Source organism: Spirosoma fluminis, assembly GCF_054778895.1.
Genome location: NZ_BAAGZD010000004.1, coordinates 402,476 through 418,545, shown reverse-complemented (window position 1 = coordinate 418,545; position 16,070 = coordinate 402,476). Strand labels below are relative to the sequence as shown.

Here is a 16,070-nt window from a genome sequence, read left to right as displayed (position 1 = left end):
GCAGCGTTGATTAGTACGTATTGAGCTAAGGTCCGGCTTTTAGTCTGAGCTACTCCGATTTAATTCGCCAACATACACTAAAAAGCTACCCTGAACGAGCCTGTTACGTACAGTTCATTCAGGGTAGCTTTCCTGTCTGGTCTCTTATTAATTCCAGCCGCCCCCCAATGCCCGGTACGTATTCACCATGGCATTCAGTTGCTGCATTTTCGTTTCGACAAGGTCGAACCGTGATTCCAGCGCGTCGCGTTGCGTTAACAGAACTTCCATATAATCCGCCCTGGCCGATTTGAACAGCGTATTCGAAATGTTAGTCGACTGAATCAGAGCGTCTACCTGCCGGGCTTTCAGATCATAGCTCTTTTGCAGGTTATTGATGCTGGACAACTGGTTGGCCACTTCGATATAAGCGTTCAGTATAGTCCGTTCGTAGTTGTAAACCGCCTGAATCTGCCGGGCATTGGCACTGTAATACAGCGATTTGATCGCATTCCGGTTGACCAGCGGCCGGGTTAAACCCCCAATCAACGAATACAGAAAGGATTCGGGCGTTAACAGCTGCACGGGATTATACGAGTTGAACCCGACGGCTGCCGAAAGGTCCAGCGAAGGCAGGAAATTGGCCCGCGCCACCTGCACGTCCAGTCTGGCGGCTTCCAGGTCGCGTTCGGCCCGCCGGATGTCAGGCCGGTTCTGCAACAGCTGCGATGGAATACCAGCGTGCATGGCTTCGGGCACTAACGAATTGAAATCCTGCGAACTCCGTTGAACGCGCTGCGGAAAGCGACCCACCAGGAAATTGATCCGGTTCTCGGTTTCGGTGATTCGCTGCTGAATGTCGTACTGAAGGCTTTGGGTACGTAACACCTGCGCTTCAAACCGACGTACCGCCAGTTCCGTCACCTTAGCCGATTCTTTCTCAATTCGGACGATGGACAACGCATTCGTCTGAATATCAATATTCTTCCTGACAATGTCCAGTTGCGTATCGAGCCCCAGCAGTTCATAATAGGAGTTGGCGATTTCGGCAACCAGGTTCGTGACCGTGAAGTTCCGCCCCTCGATGCTGGACAGATACCGGACTGCCGCAGCTCGTTTCGCGTTGTGCAGCTTATTCCAGATATCGACCTGCCAGGATACGCGGGCAGCCAGCAAAAAATCGGGCAGCGGATTCGGGAAGCGCTTACCGGGCGCGATCTCGGTGCTTTCTTCAATCGCCCCTGGCCGCGTATACCGGCCTACCTTGTCGACGCCCGCGCCCGCTTCCAGATTTACAAAGGGCAGGTACTCCCCGGTCCGGGCTCTGATTTCGTTCTGGGCGACCTGAATCTCCTGCAACGTAATGTTCAGCTCCTGGTTGTTGCTCAAGGCCGTATCAATCAGGGCAGCCAGGTATGGATCGGTGAAAAATTCCCGCCACTTAAGCTTACCCGAGTTGACGGTGTCCTGAACTGCGTTATAGCTTGTAGGAACGGTTCGGTTCTCGGTCCGCCCAACCAGTGCCGGGGTTTTGCATGACGTTATGGCGAACATCAAGCAGCCTACCGGTACGACGACACGGCCCAGGTATATCGATATGAGTTTTCTAGACATGGTTCGTAGTTTCTTCTTCGGTTACGGGAAACGTATCTAACTGATGAACCAGATTGTCGGTCAATGAACTGTCCTCTTCATCCCGGATCATCTTCCGGCCATCGGCCAACGTACCAAAGATGTAGTACAGGCCGGGGATGATGATGACCCCGAAAATGGTGCCGAACAACATGCCTCCCAGCGCAGACGCGCCGATCGTGCGGTTCCCAATGGCACCGGCCCCCGTAGCAATAATCAACGGAATCAGACCGGCCACGAAGGCGAATGACGTCATCAGAATGGGACGGAAACGAACCTTCGCGCCCTCAATGGCGGCATTCAGAATTGTTTCGCCCTGCTGTCGTTTCTGCACGGCAAACTCGACGATCAAGACGGCGTTTTTACCCAGCAGACCGACCAGCATGATGAGCCCGATCTGGGCGTAGATGTTGTTTTCCAGCCCCATCAGCTTAAGCACCAGGAACGAACCGAATACCCCCACCGGCAGGGAGAACACCACGGCCAGCGGAATGATAAAGCTTTCGTACTGAGCGGCCAGCACAAAGTACACGAAGGCCAGAACAATCAGGAACACGTAAAGAGCCTCATTTCCCCGGCCCGCTTCATCGTAGGAAAGACCTTCGAAAGCGATGTCATATCCTTTGGGCAACGTCTTGGCGGCAACTTCCCGTACGGCCTGGATGGCATCAGCCGTGGTATAGCCTTTAGCCGGAAGCCCCTGAATAGCCGCTGAATTATACAGGTTGAAGCGGGTAATTTCGTTTGGTCCCTGTCCTTTCTTCAGCTTCATGAAGGCCGAATAAGGCACCATTTCCCCTTCATCATTTTTCACAAACAGCTTTAGCAGATCAGAGGGAAGCCGTCTGAAGCTAGGGTCAGACTGCACGTATACTTTGAAGAACTGGTTATATTTGATAAACCCTTGTTCGTACGTACTGCCGATCATGATGTTGAGGTTATCCATCGCCTTTCCGATCGATACGCCTTTTTGCATGGCCAGCTTATTGTCGATCTCCAGTTCGTACTGCGGATAGTTGGCGGCAAAGAAGGTAAACAAGCCGGTCAGCTCTTTCCGCTTGCCCAGATTATCCATGAACTCCTTATTGATTTTGTCGAACTCCCGGTAGTCCGTATCGGTCGTTTTATCCAGTAAGCGCATGGAGAACCCGCCCGACGTACCGAAGCCGGGGATGGCTGGTGGTTCAAAATATTCGACGGTAGCCCCCAGGTTTTTCGATTTCTCTTCCAGCTCTTCCATGATCTCCTTCACGTTCAGGTCGCGCTCCGACCAGGGTTTCAGGTTGATGAGACACGTACCGGCATTGGAGCCCCGGCCTTCCGTCATGATCTCGTAACCGGCCAGCGAAGAGACCGATTCAATGCCGGGCACCTCTTCACATATCCGCTGAAGCCGACGGGACACTTCGTTGGTTTTTTCGAGCGTGGACCCCGGTGGTGTCTGGATAATGGCGTAAATCGTGCTCTGGTCTTCGTTCGGAATAAATCCGGCGGGCAGCACTTTATTGACGAATACGGTTCCCAGACAGAACGCGATCAGGATAGCGAACGTAACAAAGCGTCGGCTGACGATTACTTTCAACAGGCTTACGTAGCGACCCGTCATTTTATCGAATCCCCGGTTGAAACTGTCGAGTGCTTTGGTCAGCAGGTTCTTCTTCCGGGCGTGTCCATGGTGGTTTTTCAGCAGCATGGCGCACAGAACAGGCGTAAGCGTCAGAGCGATCAGGGCTGAAATCACAATGGAACTGGCCATGGTGATGGAGAACTGCCGATAGAACGTACCGACCGGCCCCGACATGAAGGAGATAGGCAGGAACACCGATACCATGACAGCGGTGATGGCGATAATGGCCCCGCTGATCTCACCCAGTACCTTCTTAACCGCCCCAAAGGGAGACAGATGCGGCTCTTCTTCCATTTTGGCGTGCACGGCCTCGACCACCACAATGGCGTCATCGACCACAATACCAATGGCCAGCACCAGCGCGAAAAGCGTAATCAGATTGATGGAAATCCCAAAGAACTGAATCACGAAAAATGCCCCGATCAGGGATACCGGAACCGCCAGAATCGGAATCAGCGTAGACCGCCAGTCGCCGAGGAAGATGAACACCACAAAAGCAACCAGGATGAACGCGTCGCGCAGCGTATGGATTACCTGCTCGATCGACGCGTCCAGGAACTGCGACACATCATAGCTGATTTTGTAATCGACCCCTGGCGGAAAAGAGCCTTTCATGACTTCAAGCTTCTTTTTCACTTCGGCAATCACATCACTGGCATTACTGCCGTAGTTCTGCCGCAAGACAATAGCGGCCGACGCGTGACCATCCAGGTTGGAATAGATATCGAAGAATTCACTGCCTAGTTCAACTCTGGCTATATCCCTCAGGTGTATGCTTTCTCCGGCTGAGTTGGCCCGGACGATGATACCTTCATACTCTTCGGGCTTGTTATACCGGCCTTTGTAGGTAAGTACGTATTCCAGCGACTGAGCCGCGATACCGGAGCTTTGCCCAATCCGACCGGGCCGACCGATAATGCTTTGCTCCCCGATGGCTTTCATGACTTCCTCCGTGGAGATGTTGTAGGCCCGCATCCGCTCGGGGTTCAACCAAATCCGCATCGCGTAGCGCCGGCTACCCAAGATCTGCGCCCGGGCTACCCCTTTGGTCCGCTGGATCTCCGGGATCATTTTCACCGTTGCGTAGTTGAACAGGAATTTTTCGTCAATGCTCTTTTCCTTCGAATAGAGGTTGACGTACATCAGCATACTGGGTTGAACCGGCGTAATGATAACCCCTTCCCGCTGCACCAGTTCGGGTAAGAGCGGCATTACCTGGTCCACCCTGGTCTTTACCCTGATAACGGCATCGTTGGGGTCGGTGCCCGGCTCAAAGATAATCCGGAGGGTAGCCTCACCCGCGCTGGTGGCGTCGGTTGCGATGTAGCGCATATCCTGAACCCCGTTGATGGCCTGCTCCAGCGTAATCAGCGTGGATTTAACCAGTACATCGGCACTGGAACCGGGATACGCAATGAATATATTGACCGTGGTGGGGGCAATATCGGGGAACTGCGAGATCGGCAACCGGGTGATCGCCAGTATTCCCACAAAGACGATCATGACCGATATTACAATAGCGAATACGGGTCTGCGTATGAATTTACTGAACATATATACTGCTGTTTCGGCGCGGGATTTCCGCACGGTGGTCTGACCGCGCCGTCCGATGTTTAGATGATTAACTTATTCGGCGTATAGACTCAAATGCGAGACAACATCCTCAGGCTGCACGAACTTGGCGTGTATCTTTTCGTTTTCCTTTACCTGCCGTAAGCCTTCCAGCAGAATTCTGTCGTTTTTGCTCAGCCCGCTTTTCACCACGAAAATGTGGGGCATTTCTGCCGCAATGCTGATCTCTCTGGACCGGATTACGTTGCTCTTGTCCACTACGTATACGTACTTCTTCTCCAGCACTTCGAAGGTGGCTTTCTGCGGAATAATCAAGGCATGTTTGAGCGGTACAGTCATCCGGACATTTCCCGTTTCGCCGTGACGTAACAGGCCTTTCGGATTCGGGAACGTAGCCCGGAAGGCGATGTTACCGGTTTCGTTGTTGAAATCAGCCTCAATGGTTTGTACGATGCCGGGATACGGGAACAGTTCGTTGTTCGCCATCATCAGGTTTACGTGCGTCTGGTTATCCTTCTGGGTGCGCGTTTTGAAGTCGAGGTATTCGGCTTCCGGTACGTTGAAATACACCCACATTTTGCTGTTGTCCGACAGTGTCGTCAGCAGATCGCCTTCGTCAACCAGACTACCCAATCGAACCTGGAAGTGGTCCATGATACCACTGAACGGTGCCCGAATCTGAGTAAACTGCAAATGCGTTTTCGCCAGCGAGACCTCAGCGTTTGCCTTGTCGAACTTGGCCTTTGCCAGCGCCAGTTCATTCTTGGATACGATGTTGCTGTCGGCCAGGCGTTTCGTGTTCTGATATTCGATGCCTACGTAGTTAGCCTCGGCCTGCGATTTTTGCAGTTCGGCATTGTAGACTACGGGCATGATCTGAAACATCAACTGTCCTTTCTGAACGTACTGTCCTTCGTCCACAAAGATCTTTTGCAGGTAGCCCTTTTCTAAAGCCCTTACTTCAATGTGCTGAATGGAATGGACTTGAGACACATATTCTTTAATCGCCGTTGTGTCTTTTATCAACGGACTCGTAACCTGGTACTGGACCTCTTCTTCTTTCTGTTCTTCGGCCTTCGTTGAGCAGCCAATGTTGCCCGCTAAGGCACATACGCTCAGGAGGATGAGGATTCTATTCATAAGAATCTTAAGTGACATGGCTTGATTATAGGGGGTTTGTACTGTTGGATAATACTATTTTGAAGCGGTACGCTGAACGGTGACTTCCTGACCGGGCGGAGCGTTAGGAACCTGTTCCAATCGGTAGATCACGCTGTCCTTCTGTTGATTAGCCCGTTGGCAATCAGAAAGCTGCTGTTGCCAGACCATATCATCCACGGTATGGCCTGAACTGCTTAGATCAAATTCATAAATGCTTCGCTGGTGGCTTTGCTCATACAGCAGAAAGCCATTGAACACCAGCGAGAGCGCCAGTGCGAGTCCAAAACTGTAAAGCAAAATCGAGGGAAAATACCGACGTTGCATAGCTTGTATTTGTGTTTAGTGATACAAAACAAGCCAGTGACATTAAAACGGTATGAGAAGTAAATTAGAAGATATTAGAAACGTACCAAGTATGTAGACCAATGAAGCGTTTTGACCAATCAATCACTTACTATAATACAATAATTTATCCGAATAGACTAATTGACGGTAGCCTGAGTATGCCCGGGAGCGGGAATCGCCTGTCGTTCTGCCTTCATGCGGTGCAGTTCCGCTCCGGACAATATGCCCTGTTAAGATTAGGAGGGGTAAGTAGTGAATTTCGAGGGAGGCCGGGAGAGATACAACAGCATTGGGGCAAGGGAGCGTAACAAGTCCGCAGTACTTACATTGGAAGGGTGTAAATGTGTTGCATACTAAATCTGCCCGATCAACGGCACCAAATGGCACCGTTGATCGGGCAGATCATCCTTTACAAGGCGACTTCTAGACCAGCGCGTTACGTTAACCGAATGACTTTGTAGAAAAGGAACTCAGCTCTCTTAGGGACTGGGTTTATAACAGGTCGCTGTATCACAGCGAAAGCATGAACAGCTTAAAAACTGGCTTCAAAACCAATGGTTCCAGCGGTTGTCACGCCCAGCCTTACGGTTTGCAGGCCCGAAGTCGGTCGATGCGACAAGATGCTGGCATTGTAGACACGGATTGATTTGGCCGTCAATCCGTTCGAAATTTCGATAAGACATAAGCCGCCAACCACCAGGCCTACACCACCCAGCAACGCAGGCAAACTCCGGCTGGTATACTCGACCAGTACGTCCGGGGGACTTGGGTTAGTGGGCGTACCAACCCCTCTGGCATAGGCCGTTTTTGGGGTCCCTTTCAGAGCTATATAACTAATAACTAGCCCCGATACGCCCAGTAGGGGGCCAATTGGCTTTAGCAGTTGCCCCCGTTGGTAGAGAGTCTGAGCCGGAGCGTTCTCACTCAGCAGTTGACTAATGGAATGTCGATCCAACCGGTTACCGTGCTGAATGATTGCCGTCGAGAAAAAACTCCGTTTCGTCCAGAGGGAATCCGGCTCACCGGCGTTCTCCAGCTTAGTATAGAAACCCGTTCGGCTTACCCGCGCTGCGTTCTTCCCGGCACCAGAACTGATCTCGGCTGATACAGGCCGTGAACTAAATTGCCCGGAAACCCGGGTCGGCCCTAGCGCTGATCCGGCCAGAATCAGGAACAGGGTACGTATAGCTAGTTCATGAAATAGGGGCATGACAGAAACAGCGGTTAAAAACTCCGACTCGCGAGCAGACTGATACCAATAGTTTGGTTGAGAACCCCGGCTCCGTCGTAGCCAATAGTAGCCGTCAGCCGGTTTTGTTTGATGGTAAACATAAGCTGCTGCTGAACAGACAACTGTGTATAATTCAGCGACGTAGTGTAGTTTCCTAAATTGTTGCTGACCGAAATCCGGGTCAGCAGATCAAGCGCTCCATACCGGCTTTGAACGCCCAGCGTGAGCGCATTTACCCGGTTGTTAACAATGTAATGAGGATTTTTGGCCAGATTCTGGGGCAGGCCGGTGGTATAGTTAAGCGGCATGATAAACGGCGTGCCGATCGTCTGGCGTTTATACACCCAGCCATCAATGTACCGGCCATTATTAAAATAATCTTCGTATCCCCGCAGTTGGGGCGTCCCGCCCGCCCTTCCCGATGGAAGGGGTCCGCCCTGATTTGAGGTGTGCAGGTATTCGAGCACAATCCGCTGAATGCCCCGCTTTGCCTGTTTGCGAGTCAGGGACAAACCGGTCAGGCCGTCGGCGATGTTATTGAGATAAAATAAAGCGCCTGCTTCGTAAATGGACTGCCGATAGATGAACCAGTGGTTTTGCTCGTCTTCGTAATCAATTCCCAGATCGAAGGTACCCAGGTGATTTCCGACCCGGTTTCCGCCTTCGGCCGAGGCTGCGTTATTGCTGATGGTCAGCGTGTCAAGCTCATAGAGCGACTTACCCGTAACCACAAACACGTACGACTGCCAGTCCGAACCAAACTGGGTGATCCGTACGCCACTGTCGAACCGGGGATACAAAACGGTGCCGCCCCACTGCACCTGATGGTTGAAACCGGCCTGAATCTTAATTCGCCAGTCGGGTTTGCCAATTCGGACGTAGAAGCTTTTCTGGTGCAGGTAATAGTTGGCCACTGAATCCGACTGCCCAAACCAACCGTGCGCGTAATTGCCCCGGATGGCCAGCAGACCATTTTTCAATATCGGTGTATAGTTCGGGATAGAAAGCTGCAGTTTCGGCATTGGTAAGGCATTCCCCGACCAGATGTACGAACCCGCACTCAGGGCGGAATCGGCAAGTCCGAAGACTTCGCGCCGTCGGCCCGCGTAAAACTCAAAAGCACCGTACCGAACTTTACCGTAAGCCTCCGAGAGCAAAAACTGATTCGTTGCCCCTGCGTTTACTACGCCCCGAGCCCCGTACCCATACGAGAACTTTTTGTCAGCCAGCGGAGCAAAATCGCCCCTTGCCTGAGCCCGTACGGTAAATCCCGGCGATTCGAGCGGGACTTCTCCGTATTGATTGGAACGCACCCAGAACGGATTGGTCTCCGCCGTTGCCAGAAACAGGCCAGCCTCTACCCAATACTGCGTTTTTTTGCCGGCAGTCTGGGCGTTTCCGTACAGACTAGCCAGTGCAAGACCAACGGAAATCACCAAACCCCGGTAACAAATCTGATCGACCCTCAACGCTCAAAACTAACTAGGTGTGTACACAGACGAATGCTTTACTGCTCTACCACAAACCGTGCCTTACTGTTGTTATATGGCATTAACTTCGGAAATTAAGAACGGGGTGGTTTTACCAGTTTATCGACAAGAGTTCTGCCTGTATCAACGGAAATACTCACCCCCAGTGATTCGATACGCAGCACCAGCTTTTTACCCTGTTGTGCTATAACCTGACCTTCCTGCTCCATAAACAAGCCGGAACCAATACGTACCTTATCCGATACGTTGTATTGCTGAACCTGAATAGTCTGGTGGTCAAAATCGTTGAGAAGTTTTTTGATTACGTCGATCTCCTCTTCCCTGACGATGGCCGGTTTTTGCAGCCAATACAGATAGCCCACAACCCCAGCCACACCAAACACCCGGTTGCGGTCTTTTTCATCGACATGTACAAAACAGTACGATCTGAACAATGGCTTCTCTATCAGCTTCGTCCGGTCTGACCACTTTCGCTTTTCCTTTATGAGGGGACAATACACAGTGATGTTCCGCTGCCGAAGACCCTCCGCCACGCGCTTCTCTGTATTTGACTTCGTGTATAGTACAAACCAAGGCATAGTAATATCAGCTTGCAGGTAAAGTGTATAAAAAAACACCAAATTTATAATACTTTCATATTATAAACTAGATGATACCTACGGAGAACTTAACTAAACCGATTGGATAAGAATATCAATAATCTTTCGAGCGGCTTGCCCTTCGCCGTATAAAGCCGGAAACGTTACGTTATCAGCCTGGTTGTAAGCAATAAATCCCGCCACAATCTGGTCTGGATCGGCGTCGCAGAGCCTGGCAGCCCCCTGCTCCACGAGTTCGACCCATTCCGTTTCAGCCCGTAGAACCAGGCAATATTTATTGAAGAAATACGCTTCTTTTTGTACGCCCCCCGAATCGGTTATCACTAGTTTGGCGTGTTGCTCCAGACAGATCATATCCAGAAACGAGACGGGTGACAGAAGTACAATCGCCGGATTTGATAGAATGCTCTGGTAAAGCGTCGGTTCCAGGTGGGCCGCCATCTGCTTTGCAGTGCGCGGATGGACTGGTATCACCAGTTTGGCCCCGTGCCTGGTAGTCAGGAGCTGTAGAGCCGTAAAAATGGCGTTCAACCGATCAGCCTGATCTGTATTCGCATTTCGATGGATGGTGACCAGTACGTATCGGTTCGGCGTAAGGTGGTTTTCCTGCAGAATGGTCGATTGTTCAGCGGCTTTTGCTGAAACGTACAGGCTATTGTCATACATGACGTCGCCGACCTGGAATAGCCCCGGATTATCGATCGTATAGGGCGGTTGCACGTCGGGGCGAAACCCTTCGTTAAGCAGGTTGGTGTAGCCCATCTGCGTGGGGGTAAACAAAAACGTGGAAACGTGATCCGCCAGAATCCGGTTTATTTCTTCCGGCATCCGCTTGTTGAACGAGCGCAATCCCGCTTCCACGTGCGCGATGGGGACGTGCAGTTTGGCGGCTGCAATAGCCCCTGCGAGCGTCGAATTGGTATCGCCGTAAATAATGAGACAATCAGGCTTTTCGACCTGAATAACCTCTTCGATACCGATAAGCATACGAGCCGTTTGAACACCGTGGCTACCGGAGCCAACCTGAAGATTATAGTCAGGTTCGGGTAGGTCTAACTCGCCAAAGAACACCGCCGACATCTGTGGATCGTAATGCTGCCCCGTATGAACGATCACCTCGCGAACGCGGTCGGTATACTCGCTTTTTATAACCCTGCTAATCGCGGCCGATTTGATGATCTGTGGTCGGGCGCCGATAATGGTGAGCAGTTTGAGCACGGGATCGGTAGTAAATGATCGATATTAATCTCTACGGATACACTTTCCTGAACTTCAGCTCCAGCGATTCGAAAAGCTGAAATGGTGTGTGCATTGTTTTCGTGTATATGGCATGAGTGGTGTTTACGGTCTCAAACAGAGCGGCACGCGTAAAATCTTCGGTGATGGCCATGGGCCGTATGAACTCGAGGAATAAACCCATCGCTCGTAACGTATCGACAAGATCGGTTAGGTCCGGAATTCGATATAGATATTCTCTTCGGATCGATTCGGTGTATGTACGCTGCAGGTCCCGCTTATCTTCGTCCAGAATCGGCACCAGAAAAAAGTCTTTTATATACACAGATCCGCCGGGTTTGAGCACCGTTGTCACCGCTTTTAGCACGGCCCCAACGTCGTTGGCATAGCCGAGTGTTTCCAGAAAAAAAACCAGATCGAAGGTGCCGGGTGGATACAGTTCCGCCAGATTGGCGTAATCCGCTTTTGCTACGTGAATCAACTGATCAAGCTGGTTTTCCGCTACGTATTGCCGGGACTTCCGGACCTGTACGTCACTGATGGTAATGGCTTCAATGGTAACTGTATGGGTTTTCGCCAAGCCCACCGCCGGTCCGCACACTCCGCACCCCGCATCCAGCAGGTGCATACCATCGCGGATGCCCATACTGTCTGAGAAGTAAGCGATCAGTTCATCATCGGAAGCCGGGCGGGCCGACTGAATAATTTTGCCGTATGTCTTCAGATACGCATCGGTTTCCTGATCATAGTATGCTTCCACTTCGTTCGCAACCGGCGCAGCGATCGACGGGTAAACAGGCTTCTTCGGCTTCCACCGTTTTGTTCTTCCGGAGACCACACGTATCGTTTTCTTGACCAACCGGCGGGCGAGGTTACCGATTCTCGTTTGGTTTAGTAAACTGATTAACTGGGGAGCTACTGTACGCATACGGACTTGTTCACTCAATTATCAGGCCGGATTTAATTGAAACAGGCCAATGGTAGCGATTGGCCCGGTCTTCGGTAAATAAAAAAACAGGTTACTTTTGTTTTGCGTCTGCCTACCTGATGTTTATGACCAACCCCCGATTATCTATACGTAAACGCATCCTACAGCCTAGCCAGCGGGCTATTTCGGTTACGCGTGCGGGAGAATGGTGGGGGTATAAGATGGCACCTTTGCTCGCGGTCGGCTACGCTACGGTAGGTGTACTGAATCAGCCCCTCTGGCCCTTAACGGCCCACTTCCTGCTGCTGGTTCTGGCTCTCACTGTCGGGGCGGTTTTTGTCAGCGTACTCAACGACTGGACCGATCTGGCGGATGACCGAATGGCGGGAAAAACGAACCGGCTGGTGGGTAAGCCGCTGCTGTTCGTGCAAGTCCTGTTAGCGCTCTGTCTGGCAGCCGGACTTGGATTTACAGTTTACTTCTGGCGGTTGTATCCCCTGAGTGGGCTGCTGTATCTGGGCAGCTGGGTCGCGTACTCGCTTTATTCCCTCGCTCCAGTCCGGCTCAAGATACGGGGCCTGGCGGGTATACTGGCCGATGCCCTGGGAGCCCACGTCTTTCCGCAGCTGCTGATTGTCTCGCTGGTCGAGCACTGGGTGAACCAGCCCGTCTCCCTGACCTGGTGGGTTGCAGTTAGCAGTTGGTCAATGGCCTGTGGCATCCGTAATATCCTTAAACATCAGTTGGGGGATGCGTCCGCTGACGATCGGGCTGGCGTTCGGACTCTCGTTAGTCGGTGGGGGTGGCGTCGTGCCCATCGGCTGGGAGCCTGGGTTGCGTTTCCGGTGGAGGTGCTTGCCTTTGGGGTGATGCTGATGGCTCTGGGGCAGGCAATGCCCATTCTGTTCCTGATTTTTTACTGGGGGCTGGAAGCGTTACGTGCCCGCTTCTGGCAAATTCGGCCGGTTATCCTCGACCCCAATCAGCGGATCGTGTTCGATGAGTACTACAGTATCTTTTTTCCGGTAGCCCTACTGCTCACGCAATGCCTGCGGTATCCGGCGGATGGCATTGTCCTGGTGCTGCACGGCCTGTTCTTCGGCGCTCATGCGCTGGCTACTGCCCGCGAAGCTAAGCGTTTACTGACGACCCTCCGACATGCGGTTTCCCGCCAGTTTAACTAATGTAAACCGGCACACGTTACCGATCTAGGAAACTAGTTGTTTTTTGAGAAACGGTCGGACCCGAACCCATAGTTTCTTAAGAATTCGGCGACTCATGGGCGCTGGAGCCATGCTCAGACCGATGACAACGTGCTTCACCACCTGAATAAACGGCGCTCCCCGCCTTCGGCTCATGGACGCAAATTTAAGATGGTGAAACCCGATCCGCTTGCAAAAGATGGCCCGTTCGGCGGGCTGCAACAGATGCTGAAAGCGTTTGAGGAGTAGTTTTTCGTCATGAAACCCTAACTCCTGGGCGACCTGGGCCGCATCCCGCTGGTCATAAATATTGCTATCGTGGATGTGTTTATACCAGTTCTGGGTCAGTGTGAACGCAACCTTGCAGGACCGGTTCAGCACCATATCCAATAACAGACACCAGTCATCAGCAATCAGCATGGTTTCGTTCCAGGACTGTGGCATCGTTTTTCGGCGCATGACCATGGACGAAGAAATGGCCGGGCAGGAATCGATCATCAGGTGGCGGGCCTGCTCTGGTTTCAGCAGCCACCAGTTTCCGTCGGGCTGGGTACAGTAGCGCTGCCGACCATCGGGCTGCCCCAGAAAGCTCATACACGCATCGTTGCCCAGGCTGTTCAGATAATTCGAAAACACGAAGTCCAACTCGTGTTTTTGCAGCATGGCGATACTTTCGGCCAGAAAATTCGGGTACCATTCGTCGTCGGAGTCGAGCGAGGCAACATACTGACCCCGGCTGTGGCGTAGCCCTGTATTACGGGCGGCCCCCTGCCCCTGGCGTTCCTGATAATGATACGTTACGCCACGGGCCTTACTTATTCGCTGCCGAGTATCATCCGTCGATCCGTCATCGACAACGATCAGTTCCCAATTGGTGTATGTCTGCCTTCTGACGCTTCGAATGGCCCGTTCAATGAGATCCGCCCGATTATAAGTCGGAATAATAATCGAGACGAGCGGCTGATCCTCAGCTCCTCTGAGATCGACCGGAGGATTCAGTTGACGGGTTAAATCGAGTATCTGCTCCGTAAACTGTTGCAGGGCGTTGGGTTGGGTTACGGCGCGGATGTGCCGGGCGGCTTCTCTCCCCAGCGCTGGCCATTCGGTCCGTTGGGTCCAGGCCCGTTCGAGGGCGTCGTCAAGTGCAGTATCGGATGGGGTAGCCGCCAGAAAACCGGTTACGTTGTCGACCAGCACTTCGGCAATGCCGCCCGCGCTGGCCGCAATGGCCGGACGTCCGCACAGCATCGCTTCAACGAGGGCCAGCGGTAACCCTTCGCTACGTGAGGGTAAAATCAGGGCGTGATGCGTCTGCCAGATAGTGGCTGGGTCAGCTACCTGCCCCGCAAACTGAACCCGGTTCGTTACGTTCAGAAAACGAGCCATCTCCTCCAGAGCGACGCGGTTGGGTCCTTCGCCGAACAACGTAACGTAAAGGGACCGCGACCGCCATTTGTCCTGAGCCAGCACCCGCAGCAGTATGTCCTGTCCTTTTTCGAGGATAAACAACCGCGCTACGCAGGCCAGACGTACTGCGCCGTCCATTGCCGGAAACGTATCGTTGGGGGCAGCCGCGTACGGAACGTTTACCGGATTGAGGATAACTTTAGCATTCGGCAAGGGCAGGGCCAGCTGAAGGCGGGTCAGCTCCAGATTGTGCCGGGAGACAAAAAAAGCGCGTGCTGCGGTCTGGTACGCCTGCTGATACCGTAACCGATCGCCATCCAGCGGGTATAAAGCGTCAACCGCTTTCTGGGCAATGATAACGAAGGGCGTATTAACGCGCCGACAGAGGTCGGCAAAGGCCATTCCGTCGAAGTTGCTGCCCTGGGCGATAATGGTCAGATGGGGTTGAATCGCCCGCAGATTATGATCGAGGGTCTGGAGCGTCCAGTCCGTTTCGGCGGACAGCTCCTCCGGCAACGGAGACAGGTGGTAGAGATCGGTGACGATGCAGCCTGCCGCGCGCAGACCAATTATACGAGGATGCTGCGCATTTACTTTTGTCTTGAAGACGAATACCCGGTGGCCAGCCTCAGCCAGCAACTGCGCACTGCCGCCCCACAACTCTTCACTGCCTCCCCAGTCTTCCGGACACGAACTGATGACTACGAACCTAAAATACGGATTAACCGGACTGTGCTGATGGGTATCGGGTTGATTCAGAGCGTTGAGAGCCTTATTGGATAAAGATATGTGGCTACCGGATCGATCCAGGGCGGTAAACGTATGGCGAAACGGTGGCCGATGATTCATTATTTCCGTATTCATGGGTATGTATGCAGCCCAAATTCTTCCGCTAGGCTTTAACGAAAAAAAGCGTTTTCACTACGTTCTTGACATGCTGAGAAACAGCCTCTTCCAGCCAGACGAACGGATTGTCGCTCCAGCGCTGGGGATGAAACGTAAACATGATCTGCTTCGGCAAACGTTGCGTCCGGGCTGCTCTGATGATGTCGTCCGTTTGCCGAAATACCAGATCAAACCCGGAATTCACCTTGTCCCGAACGCTGACCGCCCCGCCATCCCACCGACGCCCGGTATCGGTCAGGTACAGTACGTTCGTGAAATCGATATCGAAGTAGGGTTCGCCGAGTACGCCAAAATCGCCGTAGTTGTAGGTTTTCCAGAGATCTCGGGAATCGAACCGCGACATCGGACTGCCGTGCATACAGATCGTAGCGACCGGCGCCAGACGACGCAGGGCGGTCAGGTTTTTCTCGAAATCCCGAATGGCGATTGTTACATCGCCTTTAGAGGTTGTCAGGCATTCGTAGTGGTAGCCAATTTCATGCCCCAACGCAGCAATCTTTCGGATAATTGACTCGTCCCAGCTCTGCGGTACGGCCCTGAAATAATAAACTCCCCGCACACCCGCTGCTCGTTGCAGTTCGGCAAACCGAAAGGCGTACTCGGGTCGCCGGTCGACATCGTGCCGCAAAATGATTGCGTTCGGGCGGACATCGCTCAGAAAGTCGGCAAAGGTCTGAAACGAGTAGTTCGCTTCGATTAAGCTTGCCAGTAAAGCCTGGTATTTCTTCAGCGTAAAATCCATCAAAGCGACTGAA

Annotated in this window: 12 protein-coding genes; 1 reads left to right on the top strand and 11 read right to left on the bottom strand. The window is 52.6% G+C overall.

What is annotated here, in order from left to right; genetic code table 11:
- Positions 1–147: 147 nt before the first annotated feature.
- The 9 genes from ACYVBJ_RS07230 to ACYVBJ_RS07190 all read right to left on the bottom strand — a co-directional run bounded on the left by ACYVBJ_RS07230 (position 148) and on the right by ACYVBJ_RS07190 (position 11,800).
- Positions 148–1,593, bottom strand: coding sequence for a TolC family protein (locus ACYVBJ_RS07230; protein WP_460981626.1), 1,446 nt, complete (start codon positions 1,591–1,593; stop codon positions 148–150).
- Entirely contained in the window at positions 1,586–4,792 is a 3,207-nt protein-coding gene (locus ACYVBJ_RS07225) for an efflux RND transporter permease subunit (RefSeq protein WP_460981625.1), read from the bottom strand. The genes ACYVBJ_RS07230 and ACYVBJ_RS07225 overlap by 8 nt, the downstream gene beginning before the upstream one ends.
- Before the next feature lie 72 nt (positions 4,793–4,864).
- Positions 4,865–5,950 carry an efflux RND transporter periplasmic adaptor subunit gene (locus ACYVBJ_RS07220; RefSeq protein WP_460981624.1) on the bottom strand — a complete coding sequence of 362 codons (1,086 nt, stop codon included), beginning with the start codon at positions 5,948–5,950 and terminating at the stop codon, positions 4,865–4,867.
- 54 nt (positions 5,951–6,004) lie between these two features.
- Entirely contained in the window at positions 6,005–6,295 is a 291-nt protein-coding gene (locus ACYVBJ_RS07215; RefSeq protein ID WP_460981623.1) for a hypothetical protein, read from the bottom strand.
- A 553-nt stretch (positions 6,296–6,848) separates the two neighbouring features.
- The gene (locus tag ACYVBJ_RS07210) at positions 6,849–7,526 is read right to left on the bottom strand and encodes a hypothetical protein (RefSeq protein ID WP_460981622.1); all 678 of its coding nucleotides are present in this window, start codon (positions 7,524–7,526) and stop codon (positions 6,849–6,851) included.
- 14 nt (positions 7,527–7,540) lie between these two features.
- On the bottom strand, positions 7,541–8,983 hold the full coding sequence (locus ACYVBJ_RS07205; protein ID WP_460981621.1) for a capsule assembly Wzi family protein: 1,443 nt from the start codon (positions 8,981–8,983) through the stop codon (positions 7,541–7,543).
- Between the two features lie 128 nt (positions 8,984–9,111).
- Positions 9,112–9,615 (bottom strand): UpxY family transcription antiterminator, encoded by a 504-nt coding sequence (locus tag ACYVBJ_RS07200; protein ID WP_460981620.1) that lies wholly within the window; start codon positions 9,613–9,615, stop codon positions 9,112–9,114.
- Positions 9,616–9,708: 93 nt separating this feature from the next.
- Entirely contained in the window at positions 9,709–10,854 is a 1,146-nt protein-coding gene (gene wecB, locus ACYVBJ_RS07195; protein ID WP_460981619.1) for a non-hydrolyzing UDP-N-acetylglucosamine 2-epimerase, read from the bottom strand.
- Positions 10,855–10,885: 31 nt separating this feature from the next.
- Positions 10,886–11,800, bottom strand: coding sequence for an SAM-dependent methyltransferase (locus ACYVBJ_RS07190; protein WP_460981618.1), 915 nt, complete (start codon positions 11,798–11,800; stop codon positions 10,886–10,888).
- Positions 11,801–11,925: 125 nt separating this feature from the next.
- On the opposite strand from ACYVBJ_RS07190, the gene ACYVBJ_RS07185 reads away from it, so the two are divergent.
- Positions 11,926–12,984, top strand: coding sequence for a UbiA family prenyltransferase (locus ACYVBJ_RS07185; RefSeq protein WP_460981617.1), 1,059 nt, complete (start codon positions 11,926–11,928; stop codon positions 12,982–12,984).
- Positions 12,985–13,008: 24 nt separating this feature from the next.
- Here the strand turns inward: ACYVBJ_RS07185 and ACYVBJ_RS07180 are convergent, their stop codons facing one another.
- Both ACYVBJ_RS07180 and ACYVBJ_RS07175 read right to left on the bottom strand, forming a co-directional pair.
- The gene (locus ACYVBJ_RS07180) at positions 13,009–15,273 is read right to left on the bottom strand and encodes a glycosyltransferase (protein WP_460981616.1); all 2,265 of its coding nucleotides are present in this window, start codon (positions 15,271–15,273) and stop codon (positions 13,009–13,011) included.
- Positions 15,274–15,301: 28 nt separating this feature from the next.
- Positions 15,302–16,057, bottom strand: a complete 756-nt coding sequence (locus ACYVBJ_RS07175; protein ID WP_460981615.1) for a hypothetical protein — start codon at positions 16,055–16,057, stop codon at positions 15,302–15,304.
- Positions 16,058–16,070: the final 13 nt, after the last annotated feature.

Excerpts from the sequence above, each read along its gene's own strand:
- ACYVBJ_RS07230 (WP_460981626.1), bottom strand. The coding sequence starts at position 1,593 with ATGTCTAGAAAACTCATATCGATATACCTGGGCCGTGTCGTCGTACCG.
- ACYVBJ_RS07225 (WP_460981625.1), bottom strand. The coding sequence starts at position 4,792 with ATGTTCAGTAAATTCATACGCAGACCCGTATTCGCTATTGTAATATCG.
- ACYVBJ_RS07220 (WP_460981624.1), bottom strand. The coding sequence starts at position 5,950 with ATGAATAGAATCCTCATCCTCCTGAGCGTATGTGCCTTAGCGGGCAAC.
- ACYVBJ_RS07215 (WP_460981623.1), bottom strand. The coding sequence starts at position 6,295 with ATGCAACGTCGGTATTTTCCCTCGATTTTGCTTTACAGTTTTGGACTC.
- ACYVBJ_RS07210 (WP_460981622.1), bottom strand. The coding sequence starts at position 7,526 with ATGCCCCTATTTCATGAACTAGCTATACGTACCCTGTTCCTGATTCTG.
- ACYVBJ_RS07200 (WP_460981620.1), bottom strand. The coding sequence starts at position 9,615 with ATGCCTTGGTTTGTACTATACACGAAGTCAAATACAGAGAAGCGCGTG.
- ACYVBJ_RS07190 (WP_460981618.1), bottom strand. The coding sequence starts at position 11,800 with ATGCGTACAGTAGCTCCCCAGTTAATCAGTTTACTAAACCAAACGAGA.
- ACYVBJ_RS07185 (WP_460981617.1), top strand. The coding sequence starts at position 11,926 with ATGACCAACCCCCGATTATCTATACGTAAACGCATCCTACAGCCTAGC.
- ACYVBJ_RS07180 (WP_460981616.1), bottom strand. The coding sequence starts at position 15,273 with ATGAATACGGAAATAATGAATCATCGGCCACCGTTTCGCCATACGTTT.
- ACYVBJ_RS07175 (WP_460981615.1), bottom strand. The coding sequence starts at position 16,057 with ATGGATTTTACGCTGAAGAAATACCAGGCTTTACTGGCAAGCTTAATC.